Source organism: Niveibacterium microcysteis, from assembly GCF_017161445.1.
GTDB classification, from domain to species: domain Bacteria; phylum Pseudomonadota; class Gammaproteobacteria; order Burkholderiales; family Rhodocyclaceae; genus Niveibacterium; species Niveibacterium microcysteis.
The window spans coordinates 4,010,984-4,036,155 of record NZ_CP071060.1 but is presented as its reverse complement, the minus strand read 5'-3'; the positions used below and the strand labels follow the sequence as shown (position 1 = coordinate 4,036,155).

Below are 25,172 nucleotides of genomic sequence, written 5' to 3'. Positions count from 1 at the left end.
GGCGGCCCGCGGGCCGCCGTTTCGCTGGGTGGGGCCGATCAACCCTGGCGTACGTGGAAGTGCTGCTCCGGCACCGGGTAGCCTGCGGCGCCGCAGGTGTCGCGGATCGCCTTGTTGGTGTCGAAGTACACCTGCCAGTAATGGTCGGTATGGCAGAACGGGCGCACGGCCAAGACCGGACCCATCGGCGTGAAATCCAGCACTTCGACGGTCGGGGCCGGCTCGGTCACCACATTTGGAATGTTCGCGAGCGCAGCCTTCAGGCGCGTGATCGCGTCGTTCACATCCACCGCGTGGTTGAGTTGGGCGGTGCGCTCGACGCGGCGATACGGGTTGGTCGAGTAGTTCTGGATCGTGTCGCCGAAGATCTTGTTGTTGCCCACGATGGTCAGCACGTTGTCTGGCGTGTTGATCGCGGAGGCGAAGAGGCCGACCTCCATCACGGTGCCTTCAACGCCGCCGACCTTCACGTAGTCGCCCACCTTGAACGGGCGCAGCACGACCAGGAAGGCACCCGCCGCGAAGTTGGCCAGCAAGCCGGCCCAGGCTGCGCCGATCGCAATACCCATGGCGGCGACGAGGGCGGCGAACGAGGTCGTTTCAACACCGAAGTAGCCAAGGATGGCCACCACCAGCACGATGTTCAGGGCCACGCTGACGATGTTGCCGATGTAGCGCAGCAAGGTGGGGTCGACATGCTGGCGGGTCATCGCGGCGGAGATCCCCCGCACCGCAAGGCCGATTAGCCAGCGACCGACGATCCAGACCGCGATCGCGCCAAGAATCTTGAGGCCAAAGGTCGTGAGCTGGGTGCTCACGGTATCGATGATGTTCTGAAAGTTCATCCTGCACTCCTGGGGTGGGTTGAGGCACGGCGGAAGTCGGGCGTACGGTGCGGGCCCGCACAGACAAGAATAGTCTGCGGCGGGCGAGCTTTGCAGGCTTGTCGTTCCCCGCTGGTGCGGCGGCCAGCTGGCTCGCTTCAGTTCCGGGGCTGGCGGACGTTAATTCAGCTCTGGGCTAAGGGGCGTAGCAGCCGCATTTGAGCCGATGATCGCGTTACGCCGTTTCATTGGGAGTCAGGTCGGGCATGGTCGGAGAGGTCTGCGAACCGGAGGGCAGTGAGCGCGAGATCGGCGGCCTTGCCTTGCTGCGCGCCAACGCCGCGCTGGCAAGCGCCTACCTCATCGCGGGGCTGCTCAGCCTGATGCTCGCCGTGCCACCGGGCTATGCCTCGCCGCTGTTTCCGCCGGCGGGCATTGCGCTGGGCGTGGTGCTGATCTTCGGATGCCGGCTGTTGCCTGGCGTCTTCTTCGGTGCACTGCTGGTCAATCTTGCCCACGGTTACGCGCTTTCCGCGGCGCTGCTGCCCGTCCCGGCCGGCGCGGTGGCACTGGCCGTGACCCTGCAGGCCTGGTGCGGCCGCGGGCTGGTGATGCGGCTGGTGGGCGGTTCGCTGCGGCTCGACGAGCCGCTCGACGTGATGCGCTTTCTGGGGGCGGTCATCCTGAGCTGCGCCGTCGCGGCGAGCCTGGCGTTGCCCGCGCTATACGGCCTTGGCCGGCTTCCCCTGGGCGAACTGCCTTTCTCGTGGTGGAACTGGTGGCTCGGCGATTCCCTTGGCGCGATCAGCTTTGCGCCGCTGACGCTGTTGGTTCTTGCCCGCCGTGGCGATAGCTGGCATGGCCGGCGTCTTGCCGTCGGCCTGCCGATTGCCGTGGCGCTGGTCGCGCTGGTGGTGCTTTTCCTGCAGTTCAGCGCGTGGGAGCGCAGCCGGGTTGATCGCGCACTCGAGCGCGACGCGGCCTTCATGCTGCGTGGTTTGCGCGACAGCTTGCAGTCACCCGTCGATGCATTGTTCAGCATGCGTCAGTTCATCGAGAACTCCGACGATGTGACGCGCGAGGAGTTCAGCCGTTTTGTCCGCCCATGGCTTGCGCGCGATGCCGCCGTGCTGGCGCTGGGTCGCGCCGAGATCGTTGCGGCGCGTGATCTGCCGGCCCTGGTTGCACGGCAGCGTGCGTCGGGGCTGGCGGACTTCCGGATCATCGTGCGCGATGCCGCCGGGGTGCGCCGCCCCGCTCCGCCGGGTGAGGCGCGGCAGCGGCTGGTCATCACGGCGGTCGAGCCGCTTGGCGGGAACCGCGATGCCTTGGGCCTGGACGTGTTCACCGTCGATGCTTCCCGCAAAGCGTCCACGCGCGCGCTGGAGAGCGATCGCGCGGCGGCGACGCAACCCTTCCGCCTTGCCCAGCAGCGGCGGGCGGATGAACGCGGCATTGTCGTGTACCTGCCCCACGGCCGCGCTGGCGGCGATGGCAAGGTTGGCGGTGAGCCGGGAGGCGTCATCTTCGTCGCCTTCTCGCTCGATGATCTGGTTCAGCACCTTGCCGCATCCACACCACCCGGCCTGCTGGTCTGCCTGTCCGACACCAGCGACCGGGCGCCATTGCGGATTGCCGGTGCGGCCGGTTGTGAAACGCTCGACGACGGTGCATTCGTATCGCGCGCGTCGTTCAATGTCGCCGATCGATCCTGGACGCTGCGGGTTGCCGCGCAGCATGCCTACCTTGCCGCGCAGAGCGGCGTTCTGCGCTGGTGGGCGCCGCTTTTCGGGCTGGTGGGCAGCGCGCTGCTTGTCGCGTTCGTGCTCACCTCGGCGGGGCGCACCCGGCGCGTCGAAGAGCTCGTGGAGCGTCGCACCGCCGAGCTGAGCGCCGCGCAGCGCCGCTACGTCGAGCTGGTCAATTCGCTCAACGGCGTGATCTGGGAAGCCGAGCGCGGGCCGCGCGGGATGCTCTTCATCAGCGAGCGGGTGGTGCCGCTGCTGGGCTACCCGGTGGCCGACTGGCTGGGGCCGGATTTCTGGCTGCAGCGCACCCACCCGGATGACCGCGAAGCGGTGAAAGCGCGCCTGTCCGAAGCGATGCAGAGCAACGAGTCCGCTTTCGAGCTGGAGTTCCGAGTCCAGGCACAGGACGGGCGTTACCTGTGGCTGCAGAACATCGTCACGCGCATGCCGGAACGCGAGGGCTACAGCCTGTTGCGCGGCGTTGCGCTCGACATCACAGCGCGGCACGCGGTATCGGAACAACTGGCGGTGAGCGAACGGCGCCTGAGGGCGATCACCTCGAGCGCGTCGGCCTATCTTTACGAAATTGATGCCGATGGTGTGATCCGTTTCGTGAACCGCACCTACGAGGGTGTCACCGAGGCGGAGGTGCTGGGAACCCGGCTGGCTTCATGGTTCCCGCCGGCCATGCAGGGGCGCATCACGGCCAGCCTTCAGCAAGTCTGGCGCAGCGCCACCAGCTATACGCTGGAGTACGCCTTGTCGGACCCCCAAGGGCGCTCGCACGACTACCTGACCGAGCTGACGCCGGTGTTCGAAAACGGGAGGGTGCTGGCGGTGGTGCTCTCGGCGGCCGACATCACTGGCGTGAAGCGGGTCGAGGCACAACTGCGTGCGTCGGAGCGACGTTTCAGCGAGATGCTGGCGAACGTGAAGCTTGCAGCGGTGCAACTCGATCTGCAGGGGCGGGTCACTTTCTGCAACGCCTTCCTGCTTGAGTTGCTGGGCTACCGCAGTGATGAGCTGGTCGGCCAGGACTGGTTTGAACATACGGTATCGGTGGCGCAGCGCGACACGGTGCGAAAGGTGTTCAGGGCGCTCCTGGCTGAAGGGCGCGGCGTCGACCAGTTCGAAAACGAGATCTGCTGCCGCGATGGCAGCGTACGCCACATCGCCTGGAACAACACCTTGCTGCGCGATGCCGATGGCGCGGTGATCGGTGTCGCCAGCATCGGGGAAGATGTGACCGCCCGCCACCAGGCGGAGGCAGAGCGCGAGCGCGCCTGGGCGCTGCTTCAGGCGGCGATCGCCCAATCGCCTGCAGGCATCGTGATCGTCGATGCGCCGAGCATGCGTCTGCGCATTGCCAACCCCGCTGCGATTCATCTTCGCGGCATGGCGCCGGGTGAGGACGAGCAGTCCGTCAGCGCGTTCATGCAAGGCTGGCAGGTGTTCAACTCCGATGGCAGCCCGTGCGCCATGGAGCACTGGCCGATCGCGCGCGCGGTGCAGGGTGAGGAGGTCACCGAGAACGCCGAGTTGATCGTGCGCGATGCCGAGGGGCGCGACCGCTGGATCACCGCCAACGCGGCACCGGTTCGCGCTGCGGACGGCAGCGTGATTGCCGGCATCGTGGTGTTCAACGACGTCACGCTGATCAAGGAGCAGCAACAGCGGCTTGCCCATCTGGCCCACTACGACGCGCTGACGCGGCTGCCGAATCGCGTGCTGCTTGCCGACCGCCTGCAGATGGCCTTGCAGCAGGCCGAGCGCTCGCAGGCGATGCTGGCGGTGGCCTATCTGGATCTGGATGGCTTCAAGGCGGTCAATGACCATCTGGGCCACGAGGCGGGTGACGTGCTGCTGGTGGATGTGGCGGGTCGCTTGCGCGGCGTGCTGCGTGGTGGCGATACCGTCGCGCGCATCGGCGGCGACGAATTCGTGCTGCTGCTGCGCGACCTGGACGACTTCGGCGAATGCGAACAGGCGCTGCGGCGCGTGCTCGCTGAAGTGGCGGCGCCATATCGCCTCGAAGGCTCGGTGGTGGAAATCTCGGCGAGCATCGGTGTCACGGTGTATCCGGCCGACGGCGCTGATCCCGACACCTTGCTGCGCCACGCGGACCAGGCCATGTATGTCGCGAAGCAGGGCGGGCGCAATCGCTATCACCTGTTCGATGCCGAACTCGACCGCCGCGCGCGCGAGGAGCGCGCACTCATCAGCCGGATCGGTGCGGCCATCGCTGCTGGCGAGCTGGTGCTGCACTTCCAGCCTCGCGTCGACCTTCGCGCTGGCAAGGTGGTTGGCGCCGAAGCGCTGGTGCGTTGGCAACATCCCGAGCGCGGACTGCTGCCGCCGTCCGCCTTCCTGCCCCAGATCGAGGACCACCCGCTGTCGATCACGCTGGGCGAGTGGGTGATCGGCGAGGCGCTGCGCTGCCTGCGTGCCTGGCAGGCAGAAGGCCTCCGCTTGCGTGTGAGCTTGAACATCGCGGCGCGCCATCTGCAGAGCGCCAACCTGGTCGGCTTCATCGAGCAAGCCTTGCTGGCGTACCCGGAGGTGTCGGCGCAGTCGCTGGAGCTGGAGATTCTCGAAACCGCGGCGATCGAAGATCTGCAGCACGTCGGCAGCGTTATCGAAGCCTGCCAGCGGCTCGGCATTGGTGCTGCGATCGACGACTTCGGCACCGGCTATTCCTCGCTCTCCTACTTCAAGCGCCTGCCGGCCGAGGTCATCAAGATCGACCAGAGTTTCATCCGCGACATGCTGCATGACCCCGAAGACCTTGCGATCGTGGAAGGGGTGATCGGCCTTTCCCGCGTGTTCCGCCGCACGGTGGTCGCCGAGGGGGTGGAGACCGAGCAGCACGGCCTGATCCTGCTCGCGCTGGGTTGCGACCAGGCACAGGGTTATGCGATCGCGCGCCCGATGCCGGCGCACGAGCTGGTCGCGTGGGCGCGCGACTATCGGCCCTTCCCGAGCTGGGGCGAGCAGGTGCCGCACCTCGCGCGCGAGGACTTTGCCCTGCTCGGTGCTGAAGTTGAGCACTACCAGTGGATGGATCGCATTCGCGCCGTGCTGGTACAGCCCGACGGCGCAGCCCACTTCCCGTATCTGGAAGTGACCGAGTGCCGACTCGGACGTTGGCTCGCGCACGAGGGCACAACGCAGCGCGCGGGCGTGGCCAGCATACGTGTGCTGCACGACCAGTTGCATGTTCAGGCCGACACCATCGCCGCCCATCTGAACGCTGGCGAGCGGGACTTTGCGCAGCGCGAGTTCAAGCTGATGCAGGCGACACGTGACCAACTCTTCGGGCGCGTGCGTGCGTTGATTGGCATCGTCTGAGGTAGGCGGCCACCGACTGATGGCTTGTGCCTCGGTGTCGCGCGGTGATCTCCCCGTTATGCGGTGTATTTCCGCGTGCCGAGGCAGTACAGGTCAGTGACTCGTACCTTCGTCCTTCTGCGTTTTGTTCCAGACGTTGTACTTGCCGACCGGCTTGTCGGCGGGCAGGCGTTTGACTTCCTTCAGCGTCTTCGCGTCGATGATCACCAGCGCGCCGCCGTCGGTTTCGCGCTCCCAGATGCTGACCACCGCGTGGCGGCCGCTGCGGTCGAACTCGACATGGGCGGCGGTCTTGCCGGGGGCGGGCGTGATCGTGCCGGCGGGTTTGAGCGTGGCCTTGTCGATCAAGAGCATCGTGTCCTTCTTAGGACTCATCATCGCGTCGGCCCAGGCGTAGGGCGTGCTGCTGTGGCTGCGCAGGAAGAAGCCGGGGCCGAGCGCGGGGATCTGCGCGATCTCGCGCCAGCTCTTCAGGTCAATCACCGAGATCACGCTCTCGCGCAGGTTTGGCGTGGCGAGCACGGTCGTGCCTTCATAGGCCCAGGTGATGCCCGAGCCGACATGCGGCATGCCGGCGACCGGCAGTTCGGCGACCTTGATGCGGGCGTCGAGATTGACGACTTGCGCGCGGCCACCGCTGCGCGCCGCGCCGATCGCGTTGCGGTAGGGCGGGTCGAAGAAGAAGTCTTCCATCGACTCTTCGAGCGGAACGCGCCGCACGTTCAGATAGCCGGGCTTGGCGATCGCCTCGCCCATCTTGAAGTCGTGCACATAGCCGTCGTGGATCGGCTCGGCCTTTGGGTCGTAGCTGATCTCCCACAGCTCGGGGATGTCGCGCAGCGCGGCGACGAAGCTCTTGCGCGGGCCGGCGTCGTAGATCGCGGCAACGCGCGAGGGCTGATCACCTTTGAGGTTGGCGACGGCGATGGTCTTGATCGGCTTGAGGTCGGCGTCCATCAGCACGATGGTGCGCGGCAGGGTGTTGGCTGCGGCGACGAAATGCCCGTCTGCGGACACGGCGACGTTGCGGGTGTTGAGGCCGACGCGGATCTCGGCGACGGTCTTGAGGTTGTAGAGGTCGTACTTCGAGACCCAGCCATCGCGCGAGGCGAAGAACACGTAGCGGCCATCCGGTGTGAACTTGGGCCCGCCGTGCAGCGCGAATTTCGACGGAAAGCGGTCCAGGCGCTCGAAGCGGTCTCCATCGAGGATGCTGACCGTCGAGTTGCCGGCCTCGACGACGACGAAGAGGTTCAGCGGATCGGCCTTGAACTGAGGCGTGTCGGGCAGGCTGCCCGGTGCGAAGTGCACGACGCGCGACGCGGCGGTGTCGGCCTCGGTCCAATGCGGCGCGGGCTCCACTGGCGTGTAGAGCCAGCCCGCCAGCGCCTCGATATCAGCGGGCGCGAGGCGGTCGGCGAAGCCCTGCATCTGCGTTGCGGCGCGGCCGTCACGGATGGTCTTGATCGCCTCCGGCTTCTTCAGCCGTTCGAGGCTCTCCGGCAGCAGCGCCGGGCCCATGATGCCGAGCCGGTCGGCGCCGTGGCAGCTGGCGCAGTGCTGCTGGAACAGCGCGGCGGGGTCGGCGGCCTGCGCGAGGGCGGCGGCGCTCAGCAGCGCGGCAGCGAGCAGGCGGCGCATCAGCGGGCCTCGACGAGCGGGATCACGCCACGCGCGGAGGGCATGGGCTCGACACCAATCTCCTCATCACTCAGGTAGCAGCCCGGGTCTTCGGCCCAGAAGTCGCCGGTCAGTTGCTGGGCGCGGGTGCGGGTGTTGCCGTTGCAGATCGCCAGATAGGCGCAGGCGCCGCAGCGGCCGGTGACCGGGCGCGGGTGCTGCTTGAGGCCGGCCATCAGCGGGTCGGACGTGTCGGCCCAGATCTCGCCGAAGGCGCGATCCTTCACGTTGCCGAGCGGGTGGTGCCACCACATCGTGTCCGGATGCACGACGCCAAGGTTGTCGATGTTCGCGACATTCACGCCCGACGCGTTGCCACCCCAGCGCACCAGTCGCTCGGCGACGATCGCATGGTGTTGCGGGAAGTGGCGATGCACCCACTGCAGCAGGAACACGCCGTCGGCATCGTTGTTGCCGGTGACGTATTCGCGGGCGCCGCCGGCCAAGGCGTCGGTCAAGGCCCGCGCAAACAAGGTCACCATCGCGCGCCGCGTCGTCGCGTGCTGCGCATCCGTCTTGCGGTTCTTGTTGCCGCGTCCGGCGTAGTTCAGGTGCGAGAAGTAGAACTTGTCGATCCCCTCGCGCTCGCACAGATCGAGCAGCGGTTCGAAATCGTGCGCGTTGCCCTCGGTCATCGTGTAGCGAGCGCCGACCTTCACGCCCCGCGCGTGAAGCAGGCGGATTGCGGCGAGCGAGGCGTCGAACGCGCCCTCCTTGCGGCGGAAGTGGTCGTGCGTCGCGCCGATGCCGTCGAGGCTGATGCCCACATAGTCGAAGCCCTGCGCCGCGACGCGCTCGGCAAGGGCTGCGTCGATCAGCGTGCCGTTGGTCGACAGCCCGACATAGAAGCCCTTCGCCTTCGCGCGGTCGGCGATCTGCCAGATGTCCGGCCGCAGCAGCGGCTCACCGCCGGAGAGGATCAGCACCCGCACGCCGGCGGCGTGAAGATCGTCCATCGTGCGGAACACCTCTTCGGTGCTCAGCTCGTTGGGGAAGTCGGTATCGGCCGAGATCGAGTAGCAGTGCCGGCAGGTGAGATTGCAGCGGCGGATCAGGTTCCAGATCACGACCGGGCCGCTGAGCTGTCCGGCGCGAGTACGCGGCGGGGCCTCGCCGCGTTCGAGCGCGGCGATCAATTGCATGTACTGGCTGATGCGAAACATACCGCCGGCTCCCCCTGTCGTTCGATTCAGGTTAGGCGGCGGCTCCCGGGCCAGCCTTGACTGCCATCAACGGCGCAAACGCGATGGGTGTGGGCCCTCAGCCGACCAGCACGATGTGAACTGCGCGCGGCCCGTGCGCACCGATCTGTATCGTCTGCTCGACATCGCCAGTGCGCGAGGGGCCGGCGATCAGGTTCAGTGCGCGGGGCATTGCGCCACGCTCGCGCAGGCGGGCCCACACCGCTTCCTGATTCGCGACGAGGTCGGCGATGCGCAGCGCGATCACATGGAATTCCGGCACATAGTTGTGCGTGATCGGCGATTCCGGGCCACTGCACATCACCAAGGTGCCGCTATCGGCAATGCCGGCGAATGCGAGCGATACGGCGGCAACGGTGTCCTTTGCGGCGGCATCGCTTCTGCGCGCGAGCGTTGCCGGCCATGCAAGCTCAGCAAGCGGCGACGCCATCCACAAGGTAGTGAGCGGCGTGCGCGATTCCAACCACGCTAGTGCGCGCATTGGCAGCTCATCCAGTGTTGCGATCCGCTCATGCGTGCAGGCGTGGAAGGCGGCGCGTTCGAGGAAGCGCGCCAGCGATGCTGGTTCGTTTGGCGCAGGGTGGTGCCGGACCGGCGCTGGCTGCTCGACGCGCGGTGCGCCCTGGAGCGATGCGCGAATGCTGGCGAATACGGCGTCCCGGCTCATGCCTCACCTCGTTGCTTGCGCCACTGTTCGAGGAAGGTCTCACCCGCCGGCGCTGGCAGATCGCGGCCTTGCGTCCAGGCCGTCGCGCCGGGCAGGGCGCGGATTCGGCCGGCACGGCCGGCGCGTGCCCGCAGCAGCCGGCTGCCGAAGCGCTCCAGCGCGTGGTAGAGGCCTGGCTGGCGCGCGACCCAGCCCCAGGCGGCCAGCAGCGTGCGTTGCCGCGCCGGCATCAGGCCCGCTTTCACCTGTTCGCTGCGCAGCGTGCGGATCAGCTCGGTGAGCGGAATCTTCACCGGGCACACGCTCTGGCAGCGGCCGTTGAGCGTGCAGGCGTTGGGCAGGTCGTAGTGCTCGGCCACGCCGTTGAACAGCGGTGTCAGGATTGCCCCCATCGGTCCCGGATAAACCCAGCCGTAGGCGTGGCCGCCGATGGCGCTGTATACCGGGCAATGGTTCATGCAAGCACCGCAGCGGATACAGCGCAGCATGTCGCGGAACTTGCCGCCCAGCATCTTCGAGCGGCCGTTGTCGACCAGTACGACGTGGTATTCCTGCGGCCCGTCCGGGTCGCCCGCGCGCCGCGGGCCGGTCGAGATCGTGGTGTAGCACTCGGTGTCCTGCCCGGTCGCGCTGCGCGCGAGAATGCGCAGGAACACCGAGAGATCGTCGAGCGTCGGCAGCACGCGCTCGATGCCGGAGGTGACGATATGCACCCGCGCGAGCGTCTGCGACAGGTCGCCATTGCCCTCGTTGGTGACGATGACGCTGCTGCCGGTTTCGGCGATCAGGAAGTTGCCGCCGGTGATGCCGACATCGGCCCGGAAGAACTTCTCGCGCAGCACATGGCGCGCTTCATTCACCAGCCCGGCGACGGATTCTTCGCGCGGCCGACCGGGGTGGTGTGCCTCGAAGAGGTCCGCCACCTGCTCGCGCGTCTTGTGGATTGCCGGCGCGATGATGTGGGAGGGCGGCTCCTGCGCGAGCTGGATGATGTACTCGCCCAGATCGGTCTCGACGACCTCGTAGCCCGCGGCTTCCAGTGCCGGGTTCAGCGCGATCTCCTCGCTGACCATCGACTTGCCCTTGCAGATCGTCTTCGCGTTGGCGTCGCGGCAGATGCCGAGGATGATCTCGCGCGCCTCGGCCGCATCACTGGCGAAATGCACCTTGCCGCCGGCGGCCTCTACCGCGGCGGCGTAGCGTTCCAGCCATACGTCGAGTTCGCCGAGCACCGCATTCTTGATCTGCGCCGCGCGCTCGCGCAGCGCCTCGAAGTCCGCCAGCTCGGCCACCGCGCTGGCACGCTTGGCGACGAACAGTGGCTTGAAGTTGCCGAGTGCCTTCTGCAGCGAGGCGTCCTTCAGTGCGAGCGCCGCGCGCGATTCGAAGCTACCGGCGGCGGGATTCATCGCGGCTCCTCGTCCCCGATCGCGGGGCCATCTGCGCGGCCGGCGAGCACCTCGGCGGTATGCAGCACGCGGATGCGCGATCCCTTGCGTTTGAGCCGCCCGGCGATGTTCAGCAAGCAGCCCAGATCGCCGCCCAGCAGGGTGTCCGCGCCGGTCGCTTCCAGCGAGCGGATCTTGTCGTCCACCATCTTTTCCGAAATCGCCGGGTACTTCACGCAGAAGCTGCCACCGAAACCGCAGCACACCTCCGCGTCGTCCATCTCCAGCAGCGACAGGCCCTTCACCTTGCCCAGCAGCGAACGGGGCTGTGATTTCACGCCCAGCTCCCGCAGGCCGCTGCAGGAATCGTGGTAGCTCGCGCGGCCCGGATAGGCACTATCGACATTCACCTTAAGCTCATCCGCAAGAAAGCTCAGCAGCTCGTGTGACTTGCCCGCCAGCGCCAGTGCGCGGGGCGCCCAGTCCGGGTCGGATGCGAACATCTCGGGGTATTTGCGCAGCGTGCCGATGCAGGAGCCCGAGGCGGCGACGACGTAGTCGAAGCCCTCGAACTGTTCGATTACCTGACGCGCCAGCGCGCGAGCAGTGTCGTCATCACCCGCCGACCAGGCCGGCTGGCCGCAGCAGGTCTGCTCCATCGGCACCGATACCTTGCAGCCCGCGCGTTCGAGCAATGCGACCGCCGAGAAGCCGATGTTCGGGCGGAAGACGTTCATCAGGCAGGTGGCGAACAAACCCACCCGCGGTGTGCCATGTTGCATCGTCCGGGTCTCCCGTCGTGAACTGGTGCCACGATAGGCGCGGGGGGAGAATGACTCAAGTGCAAGTCGCCCCACCTTGGGGGGGCGGTGGAGCGTTCTGCGCTAGAACACCGCTTCTAGAGCTTGACGCGTCAGGATGCGTGTTGTATCGACAGTGCCGTCGCCGTCAACGTCGAGCGCTACGGTGGCGGCGTCGTCGGCAAAGTTAATGTCGAGCGTCGCGGGTTTACCCTCAAGTGAGATTCGTATGGTGCCCGATACGATCTTTCTGTCTGCAGAATACCGAATTGGGTTTGTCGTTCGAGTCAGGACCAAACCGCTTAACGGTGTGTTGACTCCGCCGTCACCAAGTCGTGAGCGAGAAGAAAAGTCCACCTGTACGCCTGCATCAAGCTTGGTGACAGTTGCGTGGTAGCTATTGTCGAGGTAGCCGATGGGAAGTTGGCGCTCGCCATCGCTGTGCATGATGGAAGGCGTGCCTTGCATCGTGGTTTCAGAATGCCCTGCAACGCTACGCAGTTTGACACTCAGGGTGCCACCGAGACTGTTGCTTCGGCTCCCTTTGCTCGCCGTGAACGAAGAAAGACTGACGACGTAGTCAGCTGACGACACAACGTCGCCCTCCCAAGTCAGCGACGTGATGAAGATCTCAAAGTACCCGCTAGCCGTCTCGTCGCCGTCCTTGCATGTGTTCGCCGTCACTCGGAAGGGCTCATTCTGGTCCGCCAGACTGTTGCCGTTGGAGTCCAGAACGGAGATATCTATGTTCCCACCGTCAGGACACGGTGATTTGGAGATTGGTATGAGCAGCTCTGGCGGACGAGGCGGCGACATCGCTAATTCGGGGGGCGTTGCCTGAGACCGGGAGATGCGCGTGCTCGCGGGGATGACCGCCACTGCAGCGTTGAATTGTCGCAGGACGATTGATGAGGCGTTAGCGCCGGAGAAACCACCTAGCCACGCGTCGAAGGTGGCAATGCCGGCGCTCAACATGCCTGATGCTGCGATCATGTTCATGTTGTCGCTAGTGATCTCGGTCGGGGTATTGTCGGTGGGCAGTGGCGACGGTGGCGGCGGTTCGCCGGCACCGCCGCCACCGCAGGCGGCAAGCGTTAAGCTGAGAGCTGCAGTGGTGAGCAACACGGGAATCGTGGAACTCTGAAACATAGTGGCGGCTTCCTTGATATGGATACTGGGCAATGACTTCGGGATAGTCCCAGAAGATGCATCGTCCCCGTGTGACTAACGTCACCTGAGAGGCTTCGCGCCCGGCGGCAGCACGCGCCCTCCGCGGCGACGGCCGCCTGCTGGCGTGGCAATGCCGAAGCCGTGCCCGGTATGCGCATGGCAAATCGCGCACGCCAAAGCATCGGCCGCGTCCGACTGCGGCACGCCGCCGAGGGTGAGCAGGCGCACCACCATGTGCGACACCTGATCCTTCGTGGCACGGCCCTGGCCGACGACGGCCTTCTTGATCTGCATCGTGCCGTATTCCGCCACCGGCAGGCCGGCGGTCGTCATCGCTGCAATCGCGGCGCCGCGTGCTTGGCCCAGCAACAGCGTCGACCACGGATTCTTGTTGAGGAAGACTTCTTCGATCGCTGCCTGGTGCGGGGCGTACTTGGCGATCACTTCACGGATGCTGTCGAACACCACGCCAAGGCGCTGCGGCAGTGGCTCGCGCTCGTTGGTGCGGATACAGCCGCTGGCGACATAGCTGAGTTTTGACCCGTGCTTGTCGATCACGCCAAAGCCGGTGCTCTGCAAGCCCGGGTCGATGCCGAGGATACGGATCGCGTCGATCGACTCCATTCAGCGCCCCTTTGCGAGCCACACGCCGGTGACCGCCGCGGCCATGCCGGCGAGCGCGAGCCCGGTGAGCGTTTCGCCGAATATCGCCCATGCGAGCAGCGCGGTCGTTGGCGGCGTCAGATAGAACAGCCGCGCCACGTTAACCGCGCTGCCGCGGCGGATCAGCAGGTTCAGCAGCGTGATCGCACCGATTGAGAGCACCAGAACGAGCCAGCCGAGCGCGAAGACAAAGGCGCCATGCCACTGCACATGCATCGACTCGGTGGCGAGCGCGACCGGCAAGGTCACCAGCGCACTGGCGCCGAACTGCACGACGGCGCCAGTGCGCAGATCGAAGTGCGGGCAGAAGCGCTTCTGATACAGCGTACCGAGCGTAATGCCCAGCAGGGCTGCAAGCGCGGGCAGGATCATGCCGCCCAGCGTGGCCAGTTCAACACTGCCGGTCTTGTGTGCGACCACCATCGCTACGCCGGCGAAGCCAAGCGCGAGGCCGGCCCACTGCCGCCTGCTCACGTGCTCGCCGAGCAACAGGCCGGCAACAAGCGCCGTCAGCAGGGGCTGTATGCCGACCACCAGGGCCGTGATACCCGCCGGCAGGCCATGGTGGATCGCGGTGAATACACCCCCAAGGTAGAGCGCATGGACCAACAGCCCGCTTACGCCGATATGCGCGATCTGGCGCGCATCGCGTGGCCACGGCGCGCGGGTGGCGAAGGCAAGCAGCGACAGCAGCGCAATCACCAACAGGTAGCGCAGCAGCAGGAAGGTCAGGGGCTCGGCGTAGGGCAGGCCAAGCTTGGCGCCGATGAAGCCGCTGCTCCACAGCAGCACGAAGAGCAGCGGGGTCAGGCGTGCCATGCGGCGATCAGCTCGGCTGTCCGCGCTCGCGCGCCATGCGTCGGGCAACGCTGACGATCAGATGTGCCTGGCTCGCGTCGAGTTCGGGCATGCGATCGCGTAGCGTGCGGTAGGCAAGCATGTCTTGCGAACGGCCGGCCCATTGGTTCGAGGGGTCGAAGAACGGGGCGATCAGCGCGTAAGCGGCGTCGACCTTGGCGCGCAGTGCGCTGTCCGTACGCCGTTCAATCACCGGGGCATTGCTCATCCGGAAGCTCCGGGTTTGCCGGGCGCAGGGTGCGCCCGGCTGGGGGTGAATCACTCGTCGATTGCGGCCGAGGTGTAGACCTCTTGCACATCGTCCAGCGAGTCGAGTGCGTCGAGCAGCTTCTGCATGCGTTCGCCTTCGTCGCCTGCGAGCACCGTTTCATTCAGCGCCTTCATCGTGACTTCGCCGAACTCGGCCTTGAAGCCGGCTGCTTCCAGCGCTTCCTTCACGGCCGAGAATTCCCACGGACCGGTCACGACTTCGATCGAGCCGTCGTCGTTCGTCACAACGTCTTCCGCGCCCGCTTCAAGCGCGGCATCCATCAGCGCGTCTTCGCTGGTGCCCGGTGCGAACAGCAGGGTGCCGCAGTGCTTGAACTGGAACGCCACGCAGCCGTCGGTGCCCATGTTGCCGCCGTACTTCGAGAAGGCATGGCGCACGTCCGCTACGGTGCGAACCTTGTTGTCGGTGAGGCAATCGACCATCACCGCCGCGCCGCCGATGCCGTAGCCCTCGTAGCGGCATTCTTCATACGTGACGCCTTCAAGTTGGCCGGTGCCGCGCTTGATCGCGTTCTCGATGTTGTCCTTCGGCATCGACTCGGCCTTAGCCTTGTCGACGGCCAGCCGCAAACGCGGGTTGGCCGTAAGGTCGCCGCCGCCCATCTTGGCCGCGACCGTAATTTCCTTGATCAGTTTGGTGAACACCTTGCCCCGCTTGGCGTCCTGACGGCCCTTGCGGTGCTGGATGTTGGCCCATTTCGAGTGACCCGCCATGATCCAGATTTCCGGTTAATCGCAAAGCCGGTAATTCTACACCGCAGGCCAGGGTGGCGCGGCCGGTGCGGCTTGCGCTGCATCATGGCGGGCTAGCGGAGAGGCCCGCTGCTCGTGCTACGCTCGCGGCCAAATCCTCGCAGCCCTCCGGAGTCCGCCATGACCGAACCGCTCGTCATTGCCCGCGTCGACCAGCAGGACATCGCCCTGCTGCCCCAGCTTGCCAATCGCCACGGCCTGATCACTGGCGCCACGGGTACCGGCAAGACGGTGACCCTGCAGAAGCTCGCCGAATCTTTCTCGCGCATCGGTGTACCGGTGTTCATGGCCGATGTGAAGGGGGATCTCTCCGGCCTTGGCGCAGCCGGCACTGAAACGCCCAAGCTCAAGGCGCGCGCCGAGCAGTTGGGTATTGATTTGCCAGCCTTCGAGGCCTGCCCGACCGTGTTCTGGGATGTCTTCGGCGCCGCCGGGCATCCGGTGCGGGCAACGATTTCGGACATGGGCCCGCTGTTGCTTGCGCGCCTGCTGAACCTCAACGACACGCAAGCCGGCGTGCTGCAGCTGGTCTTCAAGATTGCCGACGACAACGGCCTGCTGTTGCTCGACATGAAAGACCTGCGCGCGATGGTTCAGCACGTCGGCGACAACGCGAAACAATTCACCACCGAGTACGGCAACGTCTCCGCGGCGTCGATCGGCGCGATCCAGCGCGGTCTGCTGTCGATCGAGCAGGAGGGGGCGGACAAGTTCTTTGGCGAGCCGATGCTCGACATCGCCGACCTGATGCAGACCGATCAGAAGGGCCACGGCGTCATCAACATCCTGGCGGCAGACAAGCTGTATGGCTCGCCGCGGCTGTATTCCACCTTCCTGCTGTGGATGCTGGCCGAGCTGTTCGAACATCTGCCGGAAGTGGGCGACCTCGACAAACCGAAGCTGGTGTTTTTCTTCGATGAGGCGCATCTGCTGTTCAACGAGGCGCCGCCTGCTCTGCTGGAGAAGATCGAACAGGTGGTGCGCCTGATTCGCTCCAAGGGCGTGGGCGTCTATTTCGTGACGCAGAACCCGCTCGACATTCCCGACACGGTGCTGGGCCAGCTTGGCAACCGCGTGCAGCATGCGCTGCGCGCCTTCACGCCGCGCGACCAGAAAGCGGTACAGACAGCGGCGCAGACGCTGCGCGCGAATCCGAAGTTCGACGCTGCAACTGCAATCACCGAATTGGGTGTTGGTGAGGCCCTGGTGTCATTCCTCGACGACAAGGGGCGTCCAGCGGTGGTCGAGCGCGCGTTCATCACCGCACCGGGTACGCGCATCGGCCCGCTGACCGCCGCCGAGCGCGATGCGGTGATCAAAGGGTCGCTGCTGTACGGCCACTACGAAGAAGTACTCGATCGTGAATCCGCCTATGAGCGTCTGCGTGGCGCCCCGGCTGGCGGCAATGGGGCGGGCAAGGCCGCGAATGGCACGCAGGCACCGGGCCAAGCGCCCGCCGAAGGGGGCGGACTCAGCAGCGTGCTGAGTGGGATTCTGTTCGGTACAACCGGCCCGCGTGGCGCGCAGCACGATGGTTTGGTGCAGACCGCAGCGAAGAGCGTCGTCCGCACGCTAGGCAGCCAGGTTGGCCGCGAAATCGTCCGTGGGGTGCTCGGGTCGATTTTGGGCGGCTCGTCTTCACGCCGCCGCTGACGACAAGCGCCAACGAAAAAGCCCAGTCCGTAGACTGGGCTTTTTCTTGTATCTGGTGGGGGCACAAGGACTTGAACCTTGGACCTACGGATTAAGAGTCCGCTGCTCTACCAACTGAGCTATACCCCCAAAGGGTCTTGCATTGTTCGGACTGGTGGGTCGGGCGAGACTCGAACTCGCGACCAACGGATTAAAAGTCCGCTGCTCTACCGACTGAGCTACCGACCCAGGCCAAACAGAGCAAATAATTATAGGTCCCGGACTTTCTCCTGTCAACACCGCCGACAGCGCCGGCGGAAATCAGCGTGACGGGCGGTAACGGGTCGGGTCCGAAATCCCTGCCGCTTCGAAACCGGCCCGGCGCAGCCGGCAGGCATCACACTCACCGCAGGCGCGGCCTTCGTCGTCGGCCTGATAGCACGATACGGTGATGCCGTAATCGACGCCGAGCGCCACGCCGCGCTGCACAATCTGAGCCTTCGAGAGTTCGATGAGCGGGGCGTGGATGTGCATGCGCGCGCCCTCAACGCCGACCTTGGTGGCGAGATTGGCCATCGCTTCGAAGGCGGCGATGAACTCCGGGCGACAGTCGGGGTAGCCGGAGTAATCGACAGCGTTCACGCCGACGTAAATGTCGTTGGCGCCGAGCACTTCGGCCCAGCCGAGCGCGAGCGACAACATCACGGTGTTGCGGGCCGGCACGTAGGTGACCGGTATGCCGGCTTCGATGCCGCCGGTGGGTACGGCGATAGCTGCATCGGTGAGCGCCGAGCCGCCGAATTGGCCGAGGTCGACCTGCGCGGTGCGGTGTTCTCGCGCGCCCAGTGCGGCGGCGACGCGTGTCGCGGCCTGCAGTTCGGCGGCGTGCCGTTGGCCGTATGAGACGGATAGCGCATACGGGACGAAGCCCTCCGCGCGAGCAATGGCGAGGCAGGTTGCCGAGTCGAGTCCGCCAGAAAGCAGGACGACGGCGCGTCGTTCGGTCATGGTCGTTCCTTGATGCATTGTGTGCGTCTTGAGCCGTAGGGCTCAGCGTCCGGGCTGGTTGCCCCAGATCACCTTGTGCAGCTGTACCTGCATGCGAACGGTGAGCTGATCGCGCAGTACCCATTCGGCCAGCTGTGCCGGCGACAAGGCACCCTGGACCGGCGACAGCAGCACCGTGCAGCGCTCGGTCAGCTTATGGCTGGCGACTTGCTCCCTCGCCCAGAGATAATCGGTTTCGTCGGCGAGGACGATTTTCACTTCATCGTCGGATCGCAGCAGCGGGATGTTGGCGAAGAGGTTTCGCGCGACTTCACCGGATCCGGGTGCCTTCAAATCCATGATGCGCGATACACGCGGATCGACCGCGCCAATATCGAGCGCGCCCGAGGTTTCCAGCGACACCGAGTAGCCCGCGTCGCACAGGGCGGTCAGCAACGGCAGGCAGGCTTTCTGGGCAAGCGGTTCGCCACCGGTGACGCATACCGTGCGGGTGCGGTGGCGCGCGGTCTCGGCGAGTATCGCGTCGATCGTGTACCACTCGCCGCCGGTAAAGGAGTAGGTCGTGTCGCACCACACGCAGCGCAGTGGGCAGCCGGTCAGGCGGATGAAGACGGTTGGCAAGCCGACGCGGGTGGATTCACCCTGCAGCGAAAAGAAGATTTCGGTCAGGCGCAATCGTGTTGCGCCGACCGACGATACGGGGTTGCTCATTTCTTGCCCAGGCGCTGCTTCGCGGTTTGTGCGGCAGGGCTGGACGGGTACTTCGATACGATCTTCTCGAGCGATGCGCGTGCGCCCTTCTTGTCACCGAGCTCCGTCTGGCAGTTCGACAGGCCAAGCAAGGCGTCCGGTGCGCGAGCGTCATCGGGCCAACTTTCGGCGGTCTTGCCGTAGTAGCGCGCGGCTTCGGCGACTTCACGTTGCTGGTAGAGCGCGGAAGCGGCCCAGAAGTTGGCGCTGGGCAGGAAGCTGCTCTTCGGGTAGGCCTTGGTGAAGGCAATGAAGGCTGCTGCTGCGTCTTTGTTCTTGCCCGCCTTGACCAGATTCAACGCGGCTTCGTAGTCGCGTGTTTCGTTGGCCGGGTCGGCGGCAGGGGTAGCCGGTGCCGACTGCGAGGCGTCAGGTGCGACCGCAGCGGTCTCGAACTTGCGCAGTCGCGTGTCGAGGTCGACATAGAAATCGCGCTGACGTTTCTGCGCCTGATCCAGATCGTTCGTCAGCACTTCCATCTGGCCTCGCAGCTTTGCGAGTTCCTGCTTCAGTGCTTCGATCTGGTTGGCCAGTTCAATCTGACCACGGGCCGAGGCTTCGAGCGTTCCCAGCCGGTTTTCATGATCGATCCGCACGCTTTCGATCTGCTTGCGCGCGACGTCGTCGTCAAAAAGCCCGGCGCGGGCCGGAAGGGCAACCGCGCCGAGCAGCATTGCGAGCGCAATGCCGCGCATTATCAGTACTCGCCCGAGTACAGCACGTCTGCGCGACGGTTTTGCTCCCACGAAGCTTCGTCATGGCCGGTAGCCTTCGGCTTCTCTTCGCCGAGCGACACTGCTTCCATCTGAGCATCCTTAGCGCCGAGCAGGCCCATCGCCTTCTTGACGGCTTCCGCACGCTTCTGGCCGAGCGCGAGGTTGTATTCACGCGAGCCACGCTCGTCGGCGTTACCCTGGATCAGGACCTTCAGCTGCGGGTTCGAAACCAGGAACTTGGCGTGCGCTTCGATCATCGGCTGATAGATCACGCGGATGTCGTACTTGTCGAAGTCGAAGTAGACGTTGCGGTGCGACAGGATGTTGTTCGGATCCTTGAGCGCAGCCAGCGGGTCAACCTTGACCGGCTCGGCCGGCTTGGTGACTTCGGCCGGCTTGGTCGGCTTGGTGTCGGCGACCGGCGCGGTGGTCTCGGTCGGGGCGGTGCTACAAGCGGCGAGAGCAGCTGCGAGCAGGGAGGGGAGAAGCAGGTTACGCATGATGTGAAGCTCCTGTGTTATTCAAAAATTTAGTGCCCATGCCACTCATTTTGGCAGCGGGCCCCACGCGGGTTCCCGGACATCGCCGGAGAAACCCGAGAGGCGCTGCTTGACGCGCCCGTCGGCGGACACCGCAGACAGAACGCCGCGCCCGCCGACCTCGGTGGCATAGAGGATCAGACGGCCATTTGGCGCGAAACTCGGCGACTCGTCCTTGTCCGAGTCGGTAATGATCTGAACCTGCTGCGATGCCAGATCCATCAATGCGATGCGGAAGCGGCCTTCGCTGCGCGTCAGGTAGGCGAGCGTCTTGCCGTCCGGCGATACATGCGGGCTGACGTTGTAGCTGCCGTCGAAAGTGACGCGAGCTGCTTCGCCGCCGCTCGCCGGAATCCGGTAAACCTGCGGCGAACCGCCCCGATCCGACGTGAAATAGAGGAATTGACCGTCCGGCGAGTAGTGCGGTTCCGTGTCAATGCCGTTCGATTGCGTCAGGCGCCGCAGCCCGCTGCCATCGGTGCGCAATTCGTAAATCTGCGACAAACCGTCCTTGGTCAGCACCACCGCCAGGCGGCTGCCGTCGGGGGCCCAGGCCGGCGCCGAGTTCGAGCCCTTGAAGTTCGAGAGCACCGTGCGTTGCCGCGTCGCCAGGGTATGGATGTAGATGACGGGCTTCTTGGTCTGGAAGGACACATAGGCCAGACGCGTACCATCAGGCGACCAGGCCGGAGAAATGATCGGGTCATCCGAGACCAGCGCGGCGTTGGCGTTCTGGCCGTCGGCATCGGCGATCTGCAGCTGATACTGGCGACCGTTCTTGACGACGTAGGCAATCCGCGTTGAAAAAACGCCCGGCTCGCCGAGCAGTTTTTCGTAGACCCAGTCCGCAATGCGGTGAGCCGCATAGCGGAACTGTTCGGTCAGGATCGTCAGTTCGAGCCCGCCCAGATCGCTTGCCTTGGTCGTGTCGAACAGGCGGAAGCGCACGGCCAGCCGGCCGTCGGCCATGCGCGTGACGCTCCCCGCCACAAAGGCGTCGGCGCCACGGTATTTCCAGTTTCCGAAATCGATCTTGGCGGTTTCGCCCACCGGCTGCGGGCCGGTTTCGACGATGCGGAAGAGCCCGCAGCGCTCAAGGTCGGCACGCACCACATCCGAGATCGAGCGCGGCAGCAGGCCTTCGCCATCGAACGCGGCGACTGCGATCGGAAACTGCCTTGCGCCGGCACCGGTAATCTCGATGCGCAGCTGCGCGTGTGCCGGAACTGCCGCAAGACCGGCGACAGCGGCGCCGGTGTGGAGGAAGTCACGTCGGGAGAGCATCTTGCGATTATAAGTCATTGCAGGCCTTCGGGATTCCTACTGCTGGAGCGGGCGTACGGCCAGCTCCAGACGGCGCTCGAACAGATCACTCTTGTCCGGCAGGGGCAGCGGGCTGGATTTCCGGATCGCCCGCTCGATTGAGGCGTCCAGTGTTGCGTTGCCGCTACTGGTCTTCAGGCGGACATCCATTACTTCGCCGGTCGGCAGTTGCTCAACAATGAATACGGCTTCCGGATTGCCGGAAAGACCGGGCGGCACGACGATGTTGCCGCGCACCTTGACGCGAATCTTGTTGACCCAGTCGTCGCGTGCGCGATCGGATTTGGCGCCGGACAGGCGTGCCATCTCTTCCTTCAATGCGCGATCCTGCTGAGCCTTGGCGGCTTCACGGGCGGCCTTTGCCTGCACCGCGCGGGATTCGGCTTCCGCTGCGGCGCGCAGATCCGGTTGCGCTTCGCGTTTGTCGGTCTTCGTTTTGGGTTCTGGTTTGGGTTCAGGCTTTGGCTTGGGCTCAGGCTTGGGTTCCGGCTTGGGCTCGGGTTTCTTCTCTGGCTTCTTTTCGGGCTTGGGCGTCGGCAGCGCGATATCCGGCTTGGCGACGGGTTTGGGTGCTTCGGCTTCCACCTTGGGCTCGGGCTTCGGGGGTGGCGTCGGCGCGGTTTCGCGCGGCGCTGGCGGCGGGGGAGGTGGCGGTTCCGCGGCAACGCTGGGCGTGTTGGCACGCACCAGTGCAACCTCGAAGGATTCCGGCGCCTTACGCTGCCAGTTCACGCCCCAGAAAAGGATGCCGACGAGCACCAGATGGACCAGCGCGGCCATGCCCGCCGAGAGCCATTTGCCGGGCTCCTCGGGCGTTCGCAGCGCGGGGTTGAACTCCATGCCGGTCGGTCCTCAGCGCTTGCCCTGCTGGACCAGCAGGCCAACCTTCTGCACCTGATTCTTCTGCAGAAGATCCATCAGGTTCATCACGGCTTCGTATTTCACGCGCTTGTCGGCAGCGATCAGCACCGGCTGTTCGGCGTTACGAGCCTGCGCGTCCTGCAGCAGACCGACTAGCTCGTTCTCGCTGACCTCCTTCGTCTGCGCGCCCTTGCGTGCGCGGTCGACAACCGAGAGCTGGAGGTTCTCGTCCAGATGCACTTCGATGGGCTGAGCGGGTGGCTGCGGCGCCTTGCCGACCGAGGGCAGGTTCACATTGCCGGTGGTCATCATCGGTGTGGCCACCATGAAGATGATCAGCAGCACCAGCATCACGTCGATGTAAGGCACGACGTTGATCTGGTTCATCATGCGGCGCGGACGACGGCTCATGGGGCCTCCTGCCGGGTCGCCCCACGGGCGGCGCGCGAGCCTTGGAGGGCCCGCGAACGAATGCTTGAGTGCGGGGCCATCACTTCAACTGGCGCTGCAGGATGTTCGAGAATTCTTCCTGGAAGCTCTCGAAGCGGGTGGCGAGGCGGTCGATGTCGTAGGCAAAACGGTTGTAGGCAACCACCGCCGGGATCGCAGCGAAGAGGCCGATTGCGGTGGCAACCAGCGCCTCAGCGATGCCGGGCGCGACCTGCGACAGGGTGGCCGAGCCGACGTCACCGAGACCTTTGAAGGCGTGCATGATGCCCCACACCGTACCGAAGAGGCCGACATACGGGCTCACCGAACCGGCGGAGGCGAGGAACGCAGTGTGGGCTTCGAGGTCGTCGAGCTCGCGCTGGTAGGTGGCGCGCATCGCGCGGCGGGCGCCGTCGATGATGTCCGAGGCATCGAGGTTGTTCTGGCCGCGCAGCTTGGCGAATTCGCGATAGCCGGCTTCGAAGATGCGGCCCAGCGGCCCGACCATTTCGCGCGAGGCCGATGCGCTGCGGTAGATCGCGCCGAGGTCGCCGCCACTCCAGAACTCGCGTTCAAACTCGGTGGTGCGCGCGCGCGCGGCGCGGATTGCGATGCCCTTGCGGAAAATCCAGTACCACGACATCAGTGACACAACGATCAGCAGCAGCAGCACCAACTGGACGACGATGCTGGCGTGCGCGATCAGCGAAAGGATGGAAAGGTCGTCGTTTCCGGTCATCGATGGGATTCCGAATGAGAGTCAAGGTTGGACGCCATCTGCGTCCGGATGTCAGGCGGCACCGAGGTGGGCTTGCGTTTGTTCCAGTCCACGCAGACAACGCTGACACGGGATTCAAACAAGCGTTCGCTGCCGCGCATGACGGTCTGGGCGAATACGATCTTCGAGCGGCCCATTTCGGCAACGTAGGTTTCTACCGTTAGCGCATCGTCGAGCACACCGCTCTTGAGGTACTCGGCTTCGACGTTGCGGACCACGAAAACCAGTCCGCGTTCCTCGCGCAGCATCTGCTGCTCAAAACCAAGTGCCCGCAGCCACTCGGTGCGGGCACGTTCGCAGAACTTGAGATAGTTCGCGTAATACACGACACCAGCGGCGTCGGTGTCCTCGTAATAGACGCGCACCGCGAAGCGATGCGACGGGGCGTGGTGTCGATGCATCGCACAATTTTACACGCCCGGCACCTACTCACTGGTAACCACACGTAACCAACAGTTTGTCCGTTCAGGCCGGCTCAAAGAAGAAGAGCTGCACCAGGCGCCCGTCCTGCAGGGTCGAGCCGAATACGTTCGACAGCGAATGGAAGAAATGGCCGCGGTACAGAACGAGGCGGTTGTTGCGCATCGGCAGTTCGACGATAGGTTCCCAGGCGTCGCGGCCGTCGGCGATCTCGTTGAATGGGCGGCTCGCCTGATTGGGCAGCCAGCGCTCCTGGAATGCCTTGAAGCTACGGAAGCCCGCGGCGCGGACTTCTTCGTCCGGCAAACGGCGTTCCCAGCCGGTATCGCGATGGCGCCAGAACATCGTGCCGCCTTGTTCCTGACCGGGCAGGTTGAGGTAGAGCACCGCAGCGAAGCGATCCCAGTTGTCGCCGTCTTCGTTGTCGACGTGGATGTCGGTTCGTGCGGTCGAGCCTGCGTAAGACACGCGGTAAGCGCCGGTGTCGGGAGATATCCACTTGACCCGCCGCCCCAGCGCGCTGGCGACCACGGCCATGATGTCCTGCGGATCAGTGCCCTTGGTCTGCAAGCCGGGGAAATTTTGGCCGGCGTAGACGATGGGCTGGAAGTCCTGCTCCAGCGCGTGTTCGCGGTAGCCGAGCGGGTGCTTGAGTACGTCCTCGACGATCGCGAGGCCGGTTGCCTCGGCGAAGGCTGCAAGCGCCTCCGGCTTGGCCATCGACGGATGGCGTGCAGCGTCCGGCTGCAGTTGGATGGTCCGTGGCGCGAGCGCCGGGTCCGGATCCGCGTAGCCGATGCGCCGCTGATCGAGAATCTTTGGATTGAGTGCTACCGCACGCCGATGTGCATCCACGGCGCTTTCGAGCTGGCCTTCAAAATAGCAAAGCTGCGACAGCGCGTCCCACACATCGGCGGCGTCCGGCTGTTGCTCGGCGACGGCGCGCAGATGCGTGATCGCAAGCGCTCGGTCGCCCTGCCGCTCAGCAAGCTGGGCGATGCGTCGCCGCGTATCGGTCTCCGTCGGGTCGATCTCGGCTGCGCGTACAAACGCTGCGAGGCCTTCGCGATCACGTCCGATTTCGCACAGCGCCTGCCCGAGGTTGAAGAAGGCCGATGCATCGTCCGGCAGTTGTTCTGCGGCGCGGCGCATCATCGCCAGCCCAGGCTCCCTCAAGCCCATCTGGAAAAGTGCCAGACCCTGGTACTTGCTCGCAGCATGCAGGTTGGGGGCGGCGCGAAGGGCGGCCTGGTAGGCCTGAACCGCCTCTGGCAGGCGGCCCCGCTGATGCAAGGCCATTCCTTGCGCGAGGAACAGATTCGGATCTGGCTGACGTGCTTTCATC

At 65.3% G+C, this 25,172-nt stretch carries 23 protein-coding genes and 2 tRNA genes; 2 read left to right on the top strand and 23 right to left on the bottom strand.

Annotated features, from left to right (window positions below):
* Window positions 1-38 precede the first annotated feature (38 nt).
* On the bottom strand, window positions 39-845 hold the full coding sequence (locus tag JY500_RS18355) for a mechanosensitive ion channel family protein (RefSeq protein ID WP_172203290.1): 807 nt from the start codon (window positions 843-845) through the stop codon (window positions 39-41).
* 245 nt (window positions 846-1,090) lie between these two features.
* Here JY500_RS18355 and JY500_RS18350 point away from each other — a divergent pair, with 245 nt between their 5' ends.
* A complete protein-coding gene (locus JY500_RS18350) occupies window positions 1,091-5,920 on the top strand; it encodes an EAL domain-containing protein (protein WP_206254092.1) in 4,830 nt (1,609 codons plus the stop codon).
* A gap of 93 nt (window positions 5,921-6,013) precedes the next feature.
* Here the strand turns inward: JY500_RS18350 and JY500_RS18345 are convergent, their stop codons facing one another.
* The 10 genes from JY500_RS18345 to JY500_RS18300 all read right to left on the bottom strand — a co-directional run bounded on the left by JY500_RS18345 (window position 6,014) and on the right by JY500_RS18300 (window position 15,332).
* Window positions 6,014-7,561, bottom strand: coding sequence for a cytochrome D1 domain-containing protein (locus JY500_RS18345; RefSeq protein WP_206254091.1), 1,548 nt, complete (start codon window positions 7,559-7,561; stop codon window positions 6,014-6,016).
* Window positions 7,561-8,763 carry a heme d1 biosynthesis radical SAM protein NirJ gene (nirJ, locus tag JY500_RS18340; protein WP_206254090.1) on the bottom strand — a complete coding sequence of 401 codons (1,203 nt, stop codon included), beginning with the start codon at window positions 8,761-8,763 and terminating at the stop codon, window positions 7,561-7,563. The genes JY500_RS18345 and nirJ overlap by 1 nt, the downstream gene beginning before the upstream one ends.
* A 97-nt stretch (window positions 8,764-8,860) precedes the next feature.
* Window positions 8,861-9,469 (bottom strand): LutC/YkgG family protein, encoded by a 609-nt coding sequence (locus tag JY500_RS18335; protein WP_206254089.1) that lies wholly within the window; start codon window positions 9,467-9,469, stop codon window positions 8,861-8,863.
* Window positions 9,466-10,878, bottom strand: coding sequence for a LutB/LldF family L-lactate oxidation iron-sulfur protein (locus JY500_RS18330; protein WP_206254088.1), 1,413 nt, complete (start codon window positions 10,876-10,878; stop codon window positions 9,466-9,468). The genes JY500_RS18335 and JY500_RS18330 overlap by 4 nt, the downstream gene beginning before the upstream one ends.
* Entirely contained in the window at window positions 10,875-11,639 is a 765-nt protein-coding gene (locus JY500_RS18325; protein ID WP_206254087.1) for a (Fe-S)-binding protein, read from the bottom strand. Before JY500_RS18325 ends, JY500_RS18330 begins: the two co-directional genes overlap by 4 nt.
* 102 nt (window positions 11,640-11,741) lie before the next feature.
* Window positions 11,742-12,806: a hypothetical protein gene (locus JY500_RS18320; protein WP_206254086.1), complete on the bottom strand. Its 1,065-nt coding sequence runs from the start codon at window positions 12,804-12,806 to the stop codon at window positions 11,742-11,744.
* Window positions 12,807-12,887: 81 nt separating this feature from the next.
* Window positions 12,888-13,451 carry a crossover junction endodeoxyribonuclease RuvC gene (ruvC, locus tag JY500_RS18315; RefSeq protein WP_206254085.1) on the bottom strand — a complete coding sequence of 188 codons (564 nt, stop codon included), beginning with the start codon at window positions 13,449-13,451 and terminating at the stop codon, window positions 12,888-12,890.
* Complete coding sequence (locus tag JY500_RS18310) at window positions 13,452-14,309, bottom strand: DMT family transporter (protein ID WP_172203280.1); 858 nt, start codon at window positions 14,307-14,309, stop codon at window positions 13,452-13,454.
* Between the two features lie 7 nt (window positions 14,310-14,316).
* Window positions 14,317-14,556: a hypothetical protein gene (locus JY500_RS18305; protein ID WP_172203279.1), complete on the bottom strand. Its 240-nt coding sequence runs from the start codon at window positions 14,554-14,556 to the stop codon at window positions 14,317-14,319.
* 50 nt (window positions 14,557-14,606) lie between these two features.
* On the bottom strand, window positions 14,607-15,332 hold the full coding sequence (locus tag JY500_RS18300; RefSeq protein ID WP_172203278.1) for a YebC/PmpR family DNA-binding transcriptional regulator: 726 nt from the start codon (window positions 15,330-15,332) through the stop codon (window positions 14,607-14,609).
* 159 nt (window positions 15,333-15,491) lie between these two features.
* Between JY500_RS18300 and JY500_RS18295 the strand changes: the two genes are divergently transcribed.
* Entirely contained in the window at window positions 15,492-17,024 is a 1,533-nt protein-coding gene (locus tag JY500_RS18295; RefSeq protein ID WP_206254084.1) for a helicase HerA-like C-terminal domain-containing protein, read from the top strand.
* A gap of 53 nt (window positions 17,025-17,077) precedes the next feature.
* On the opposite strand, the gene JY500_RS18290 is transcribed toward JY500_RS18295, so the two are convergent.
* The 12 genes from JY500_RS18290 to JY500_RS18235 form a co-directional block, all read right to left on the bottom strand.
* Window positions 17,078-17,153, bottom strand: a tRNA-Lys gene (locus tag JY500_RS18290).
* 23 nt (window positions 17,154-17,176) lie between these two features.
* A tRNA-Lys gene (locus JY500_RS18285) sits at window positions 17,177-17,252 on the bottom strand.
* Window positions 17,253-17,324: 72 nt separating this feature from the next.
* On the bottom strand, window positions 17,325-18,011 hold the full coding sequence (queC, locus tag JY500_RS18280) for a 7-cyano-7-deazaguanine synthase QueC (protein WP_206254083.1): 687 nt from the start codon (window positions 18,009-18,011) through the stop codon (window positions 17,325-17,327).
* Between the two features lie 42 nt (window positions 18,012-18,053).
* Window positions 18,054-18,722, bottom strand: a complete 669-nt coding sequence (gene queE / locus JY500_RS18275) for a 7-carboxy-7-deazaguanine synthase QueE (protein WP_206254082.1) — start codon at window positions 18,720-18,722, stop codon at window positions 18,054-18,056.
* The gene (ybgF, locus tag JY500_RS18270) at window positions 18,719-19,456 is read right to left on the bottom strand and encodes a tol-pal system protein YbgF (protein WP_172203274.1); all 738 of its coding nucleotides are present in this window, start codon (window positions 19,454-19,456) and stop codon (window positions 18,719-18,721) included. Before ybgF ends, queE begins: the two co-directional genes overlap by 4 nt.
* A 2-nt stretch (window positions 19,457-19,458) precedes the next feature.
* Window positions 19,459-19,977 (bottom strand): peptidoglycan-associated lipoprotein Pal, encoded by a 519-nt coding sequence (gene pal, locus JY500_RS18265; protein WP_172203273.1) that lies wholly within the window; start codon window positions 19,975-19,977, stop codon window positions 19,459-19,461.
* 45 nt (window positions 19,978-20,022) lie between these two features.
* Window positions 20,023-21,318 (bottom strand): Tol-Pal system beta propeller repeat protein TolB, encoded by a 1,296-nt coding sequence (gene tolB / locus JY500_RS18260; RefSeq protein ID WP_246479685.1) that lies wholly within the window; start codon window positions 21,316-21,318, stop codon window positions 20,023-20,025.
* A gap of 18 nt (window positions 21,319-21,336) precedes the next feature.
* Window positions 21,337-22,179 carry an energy transducer TonB gene (locus JY500_RS18255; RefSeq protein ID WP_246479684.1) on the bottom strand — a complete coding sequence of 281 codons (843 nt, stop codon included), beginning with the start codon at window positions 22,177-22,179 and terminating at the stop codon, window positions 21,337-21,339.
* Window positions 22,180-22,191: 12 nt separating this feature from the next.
* On the bottom strand, window positions 22,192-22,611 hold the full coding sequence (locus JY500_RS18250) for an ExbD/TolR family protein (RefSeq protein WP_206254081.1): 420 nt from the start codon (window positions 22,609-22,611) through the stop codon (window positions 22,192-22,194).
* A gap of 79 nt (window positions 22,612-22,690) precedes the next feature.
* A complete protein-coding gene (tolQ, locus tag JY500_RS18245) occupies window positions 22,691-23,368 on the bottom strand; it encodes a protein TolQ (RefSeq protein WP_172203271.1) in 678 nt (225 codons plus the stop codon).
* Complete coding sequence (ybgC, locus tag JY500_RS18240) at window positions 23,365-23,808, bottom strand: tol-pal system-associated acyl-CoA thioesterase (RefSeq protein ID WP_206254080.1); 444 nt, start codon at window positions 23,806-23,808, stop codon at window positions 23,365-23,367. The genes tolQ and ybgC overlap by 4 nt, the downstream gene beginning before the upstream one ends.
* 64 nt (window positions 23,809-23,872) lie before the next feature.
* Window positions 23,873-25,171, bottom strand: a complete 1,299-nt coding sequence (locus JY500_RS18235; protein WP_206254079.1) for a DUF6445 family protein — start codon at window positions 25,169-25,171, stop codon at window positions 23,873-23,875.
* Window position 25,172: the final 1 nt, after the last annotated feature.

What these genes read in the sequence shown, in the direction of transcription:
- JY500_RS18355 (WP_172203290.1), bottom strand. Translation starts at nt 845, where the DNA reads ATGAACTTTCAGAACATCATCGATACCGTGAGCACCCAGCTCACGACC.
- JY500_RS18350 (WP_206254092.1), top strand. Translation starts at nt 1,091, where the DNA reads ATGGTCGGAGAGGTCTGCGAACCGGAGGGCAGTGAGCGCGAGATCGGC.
- JY500_RS18345 (WP_206254091.1), bottom strand. Translation starts at nt 7,561, where the DNA reads ATGCGCCGCCTGCTCGCTGCCGCGCTGCTGAGCGCCGCCGCCCTCGCG.
- nirJ (WP_206254090.1), bottom strand. Translation starts at nt 8,763, where the DNA reads ATGTTTCGCATCAGCCAGTACATGCAATTGATCGCCGCGCTCGAACGC.
- JY500_RS18335 (WP_206254089.1), bottom strand. Translation starts at nt 9,469, where the DNA reads ATGAGCCGGGACGCCGTATTCGCCAGCATTCGCGCATCGCTCCAGGGC.
- JY500_RS18330 (WP_206254088.1), bottom strand. Translation starts at nt 10,878, where the DNA reads ATGAATCCCGCCGCCGGTAGCTTCGAATCGCGCGCGGCGCTCGCACTG.
- JY500_RS18325 (WP_206254087.1), bottom strand. Translation starts at nt 11,639, where the DNA reads ATGCAACATGGCACACCGCGGGTGGGTTTGTTCGCCACCTGCCTGATG.
- JY500_RS18320 (WP_206254086.1), bottom strand. Translation starts at nt 12,806, where the DNA reads ATGTTTCAGAGTTCCACGATTCCCGTGTTGCTCACCACTGCAGCTCTC.
- ruvC (WP_206254085.1), bottom strand. Translation starts at nt 13,451, where the DNA reads ATGGAGTCGATCGACGCGATCCGTATCCTCGGCATCGACCCGGGCTTG.
- JY500_RS18310 (WP_172203280.1), bottom strand. Translation starts at nt 14,309, where the DNA reads ATGGCACGCCTGACCCCGCTGCTCTTCGTGCTGCTGTGGAGCAGCGGC.
- JY500_RS18305 (WP_172203279.1), bottom strand. Translation starts at nt 14,556, where the DNA reads ATGAGCAATGCCCCGGTGATTGAACGGCGTACGGACAGCGCACTGCGC.
- JY500_RS18300 (WP_172203278.1), bottom strand. Translation starts at nt 15,332, where the DNA reads ATGGCGGGTCACTCGAAATGGGCCAACATCCAGCACCGCAAGGGCCGT.
- JY500_RS18295 (WP_206254084.1), top strand. Translation starts at nt 15,492, where the DNA reads ATGACCGAACCGCTCGTCATTGCCCGCGTCGACCAGCAGGACATCGCC.
- queC (WP_206254083.1), bottom strand. Translation starts at nt 18,011, where the DNA reads ATGACCGAACGACGCGCCGTCGTCCTGCTTTCTGGCGGACTCGACTCG.
- queE (WP_206254082.1), bottom strand. Translation starts at nt 18,722, where the DNA reads ATGAGCAACCCCGTATCGTCGGTCGGCGCAACACGATTGCGCCTGACC.
- ybgF (WP_172203274.1), bottom strand. Translation starts at nt 19,456, where the DNA reads ATGCGCGGCATTGCGCTCGCAATGCTGCTCGGCGCGGTTGCCCTTCCG.
- pal (WP_172203273.1), bottom strand. Translation starts at nt 19,977, where the DNA reads ATGCGTAACCTGCTTCTCCCCTCCCTGCTCGCAGCTGCTCTCGCCGCT.
- tolB (WP_246479685.1), bottom strand. Translation starts at nt 21,318, where the DNA reads ATGACTTATAATCGCAAGATGCTCTCCCGACGTGACTTCCTCCACACC.
- JY500_RS18255 (WP_246479684.1), bottom strand. Translation starts at nt 22,179, where the DNA reads ATGGAGTTCAACCCCGCGCTGCGAACGCCCGAGGAGCCCGGCAAATGG.
- JY500_RS18250 (WP_206254081.1), bottom strand. Translation starts at nt 22,611, where the DNA reads ATGAGCCGTCGTCCGCGCCGCATGATGAACCAGATCAACGTCGTGCCT.
- tolQ (WP_172203271.1), bottom strand. Translation starts at nt 23,368, where the DNA reads ATGACCGGAAACGACGACCTTTCCATCCTTTCGCTGATCGCGCACGCC.
- ybgC (WP_206254080.1), bottom strand. Translation starts at nt 23,808, where the DNA reads ATGCATCGACACCACGCCCCGTCGCATCGCTTCGCGGTGCGCGTCTAT.
- JY500_RS18235 (WP_206254079.1), bottom strand. Translation starts at nt 25,171, where the DNA reads ATGAAAGCACGTCAGCCAGATCCGAATCTGTTCCTCGCGCAAGGAATG.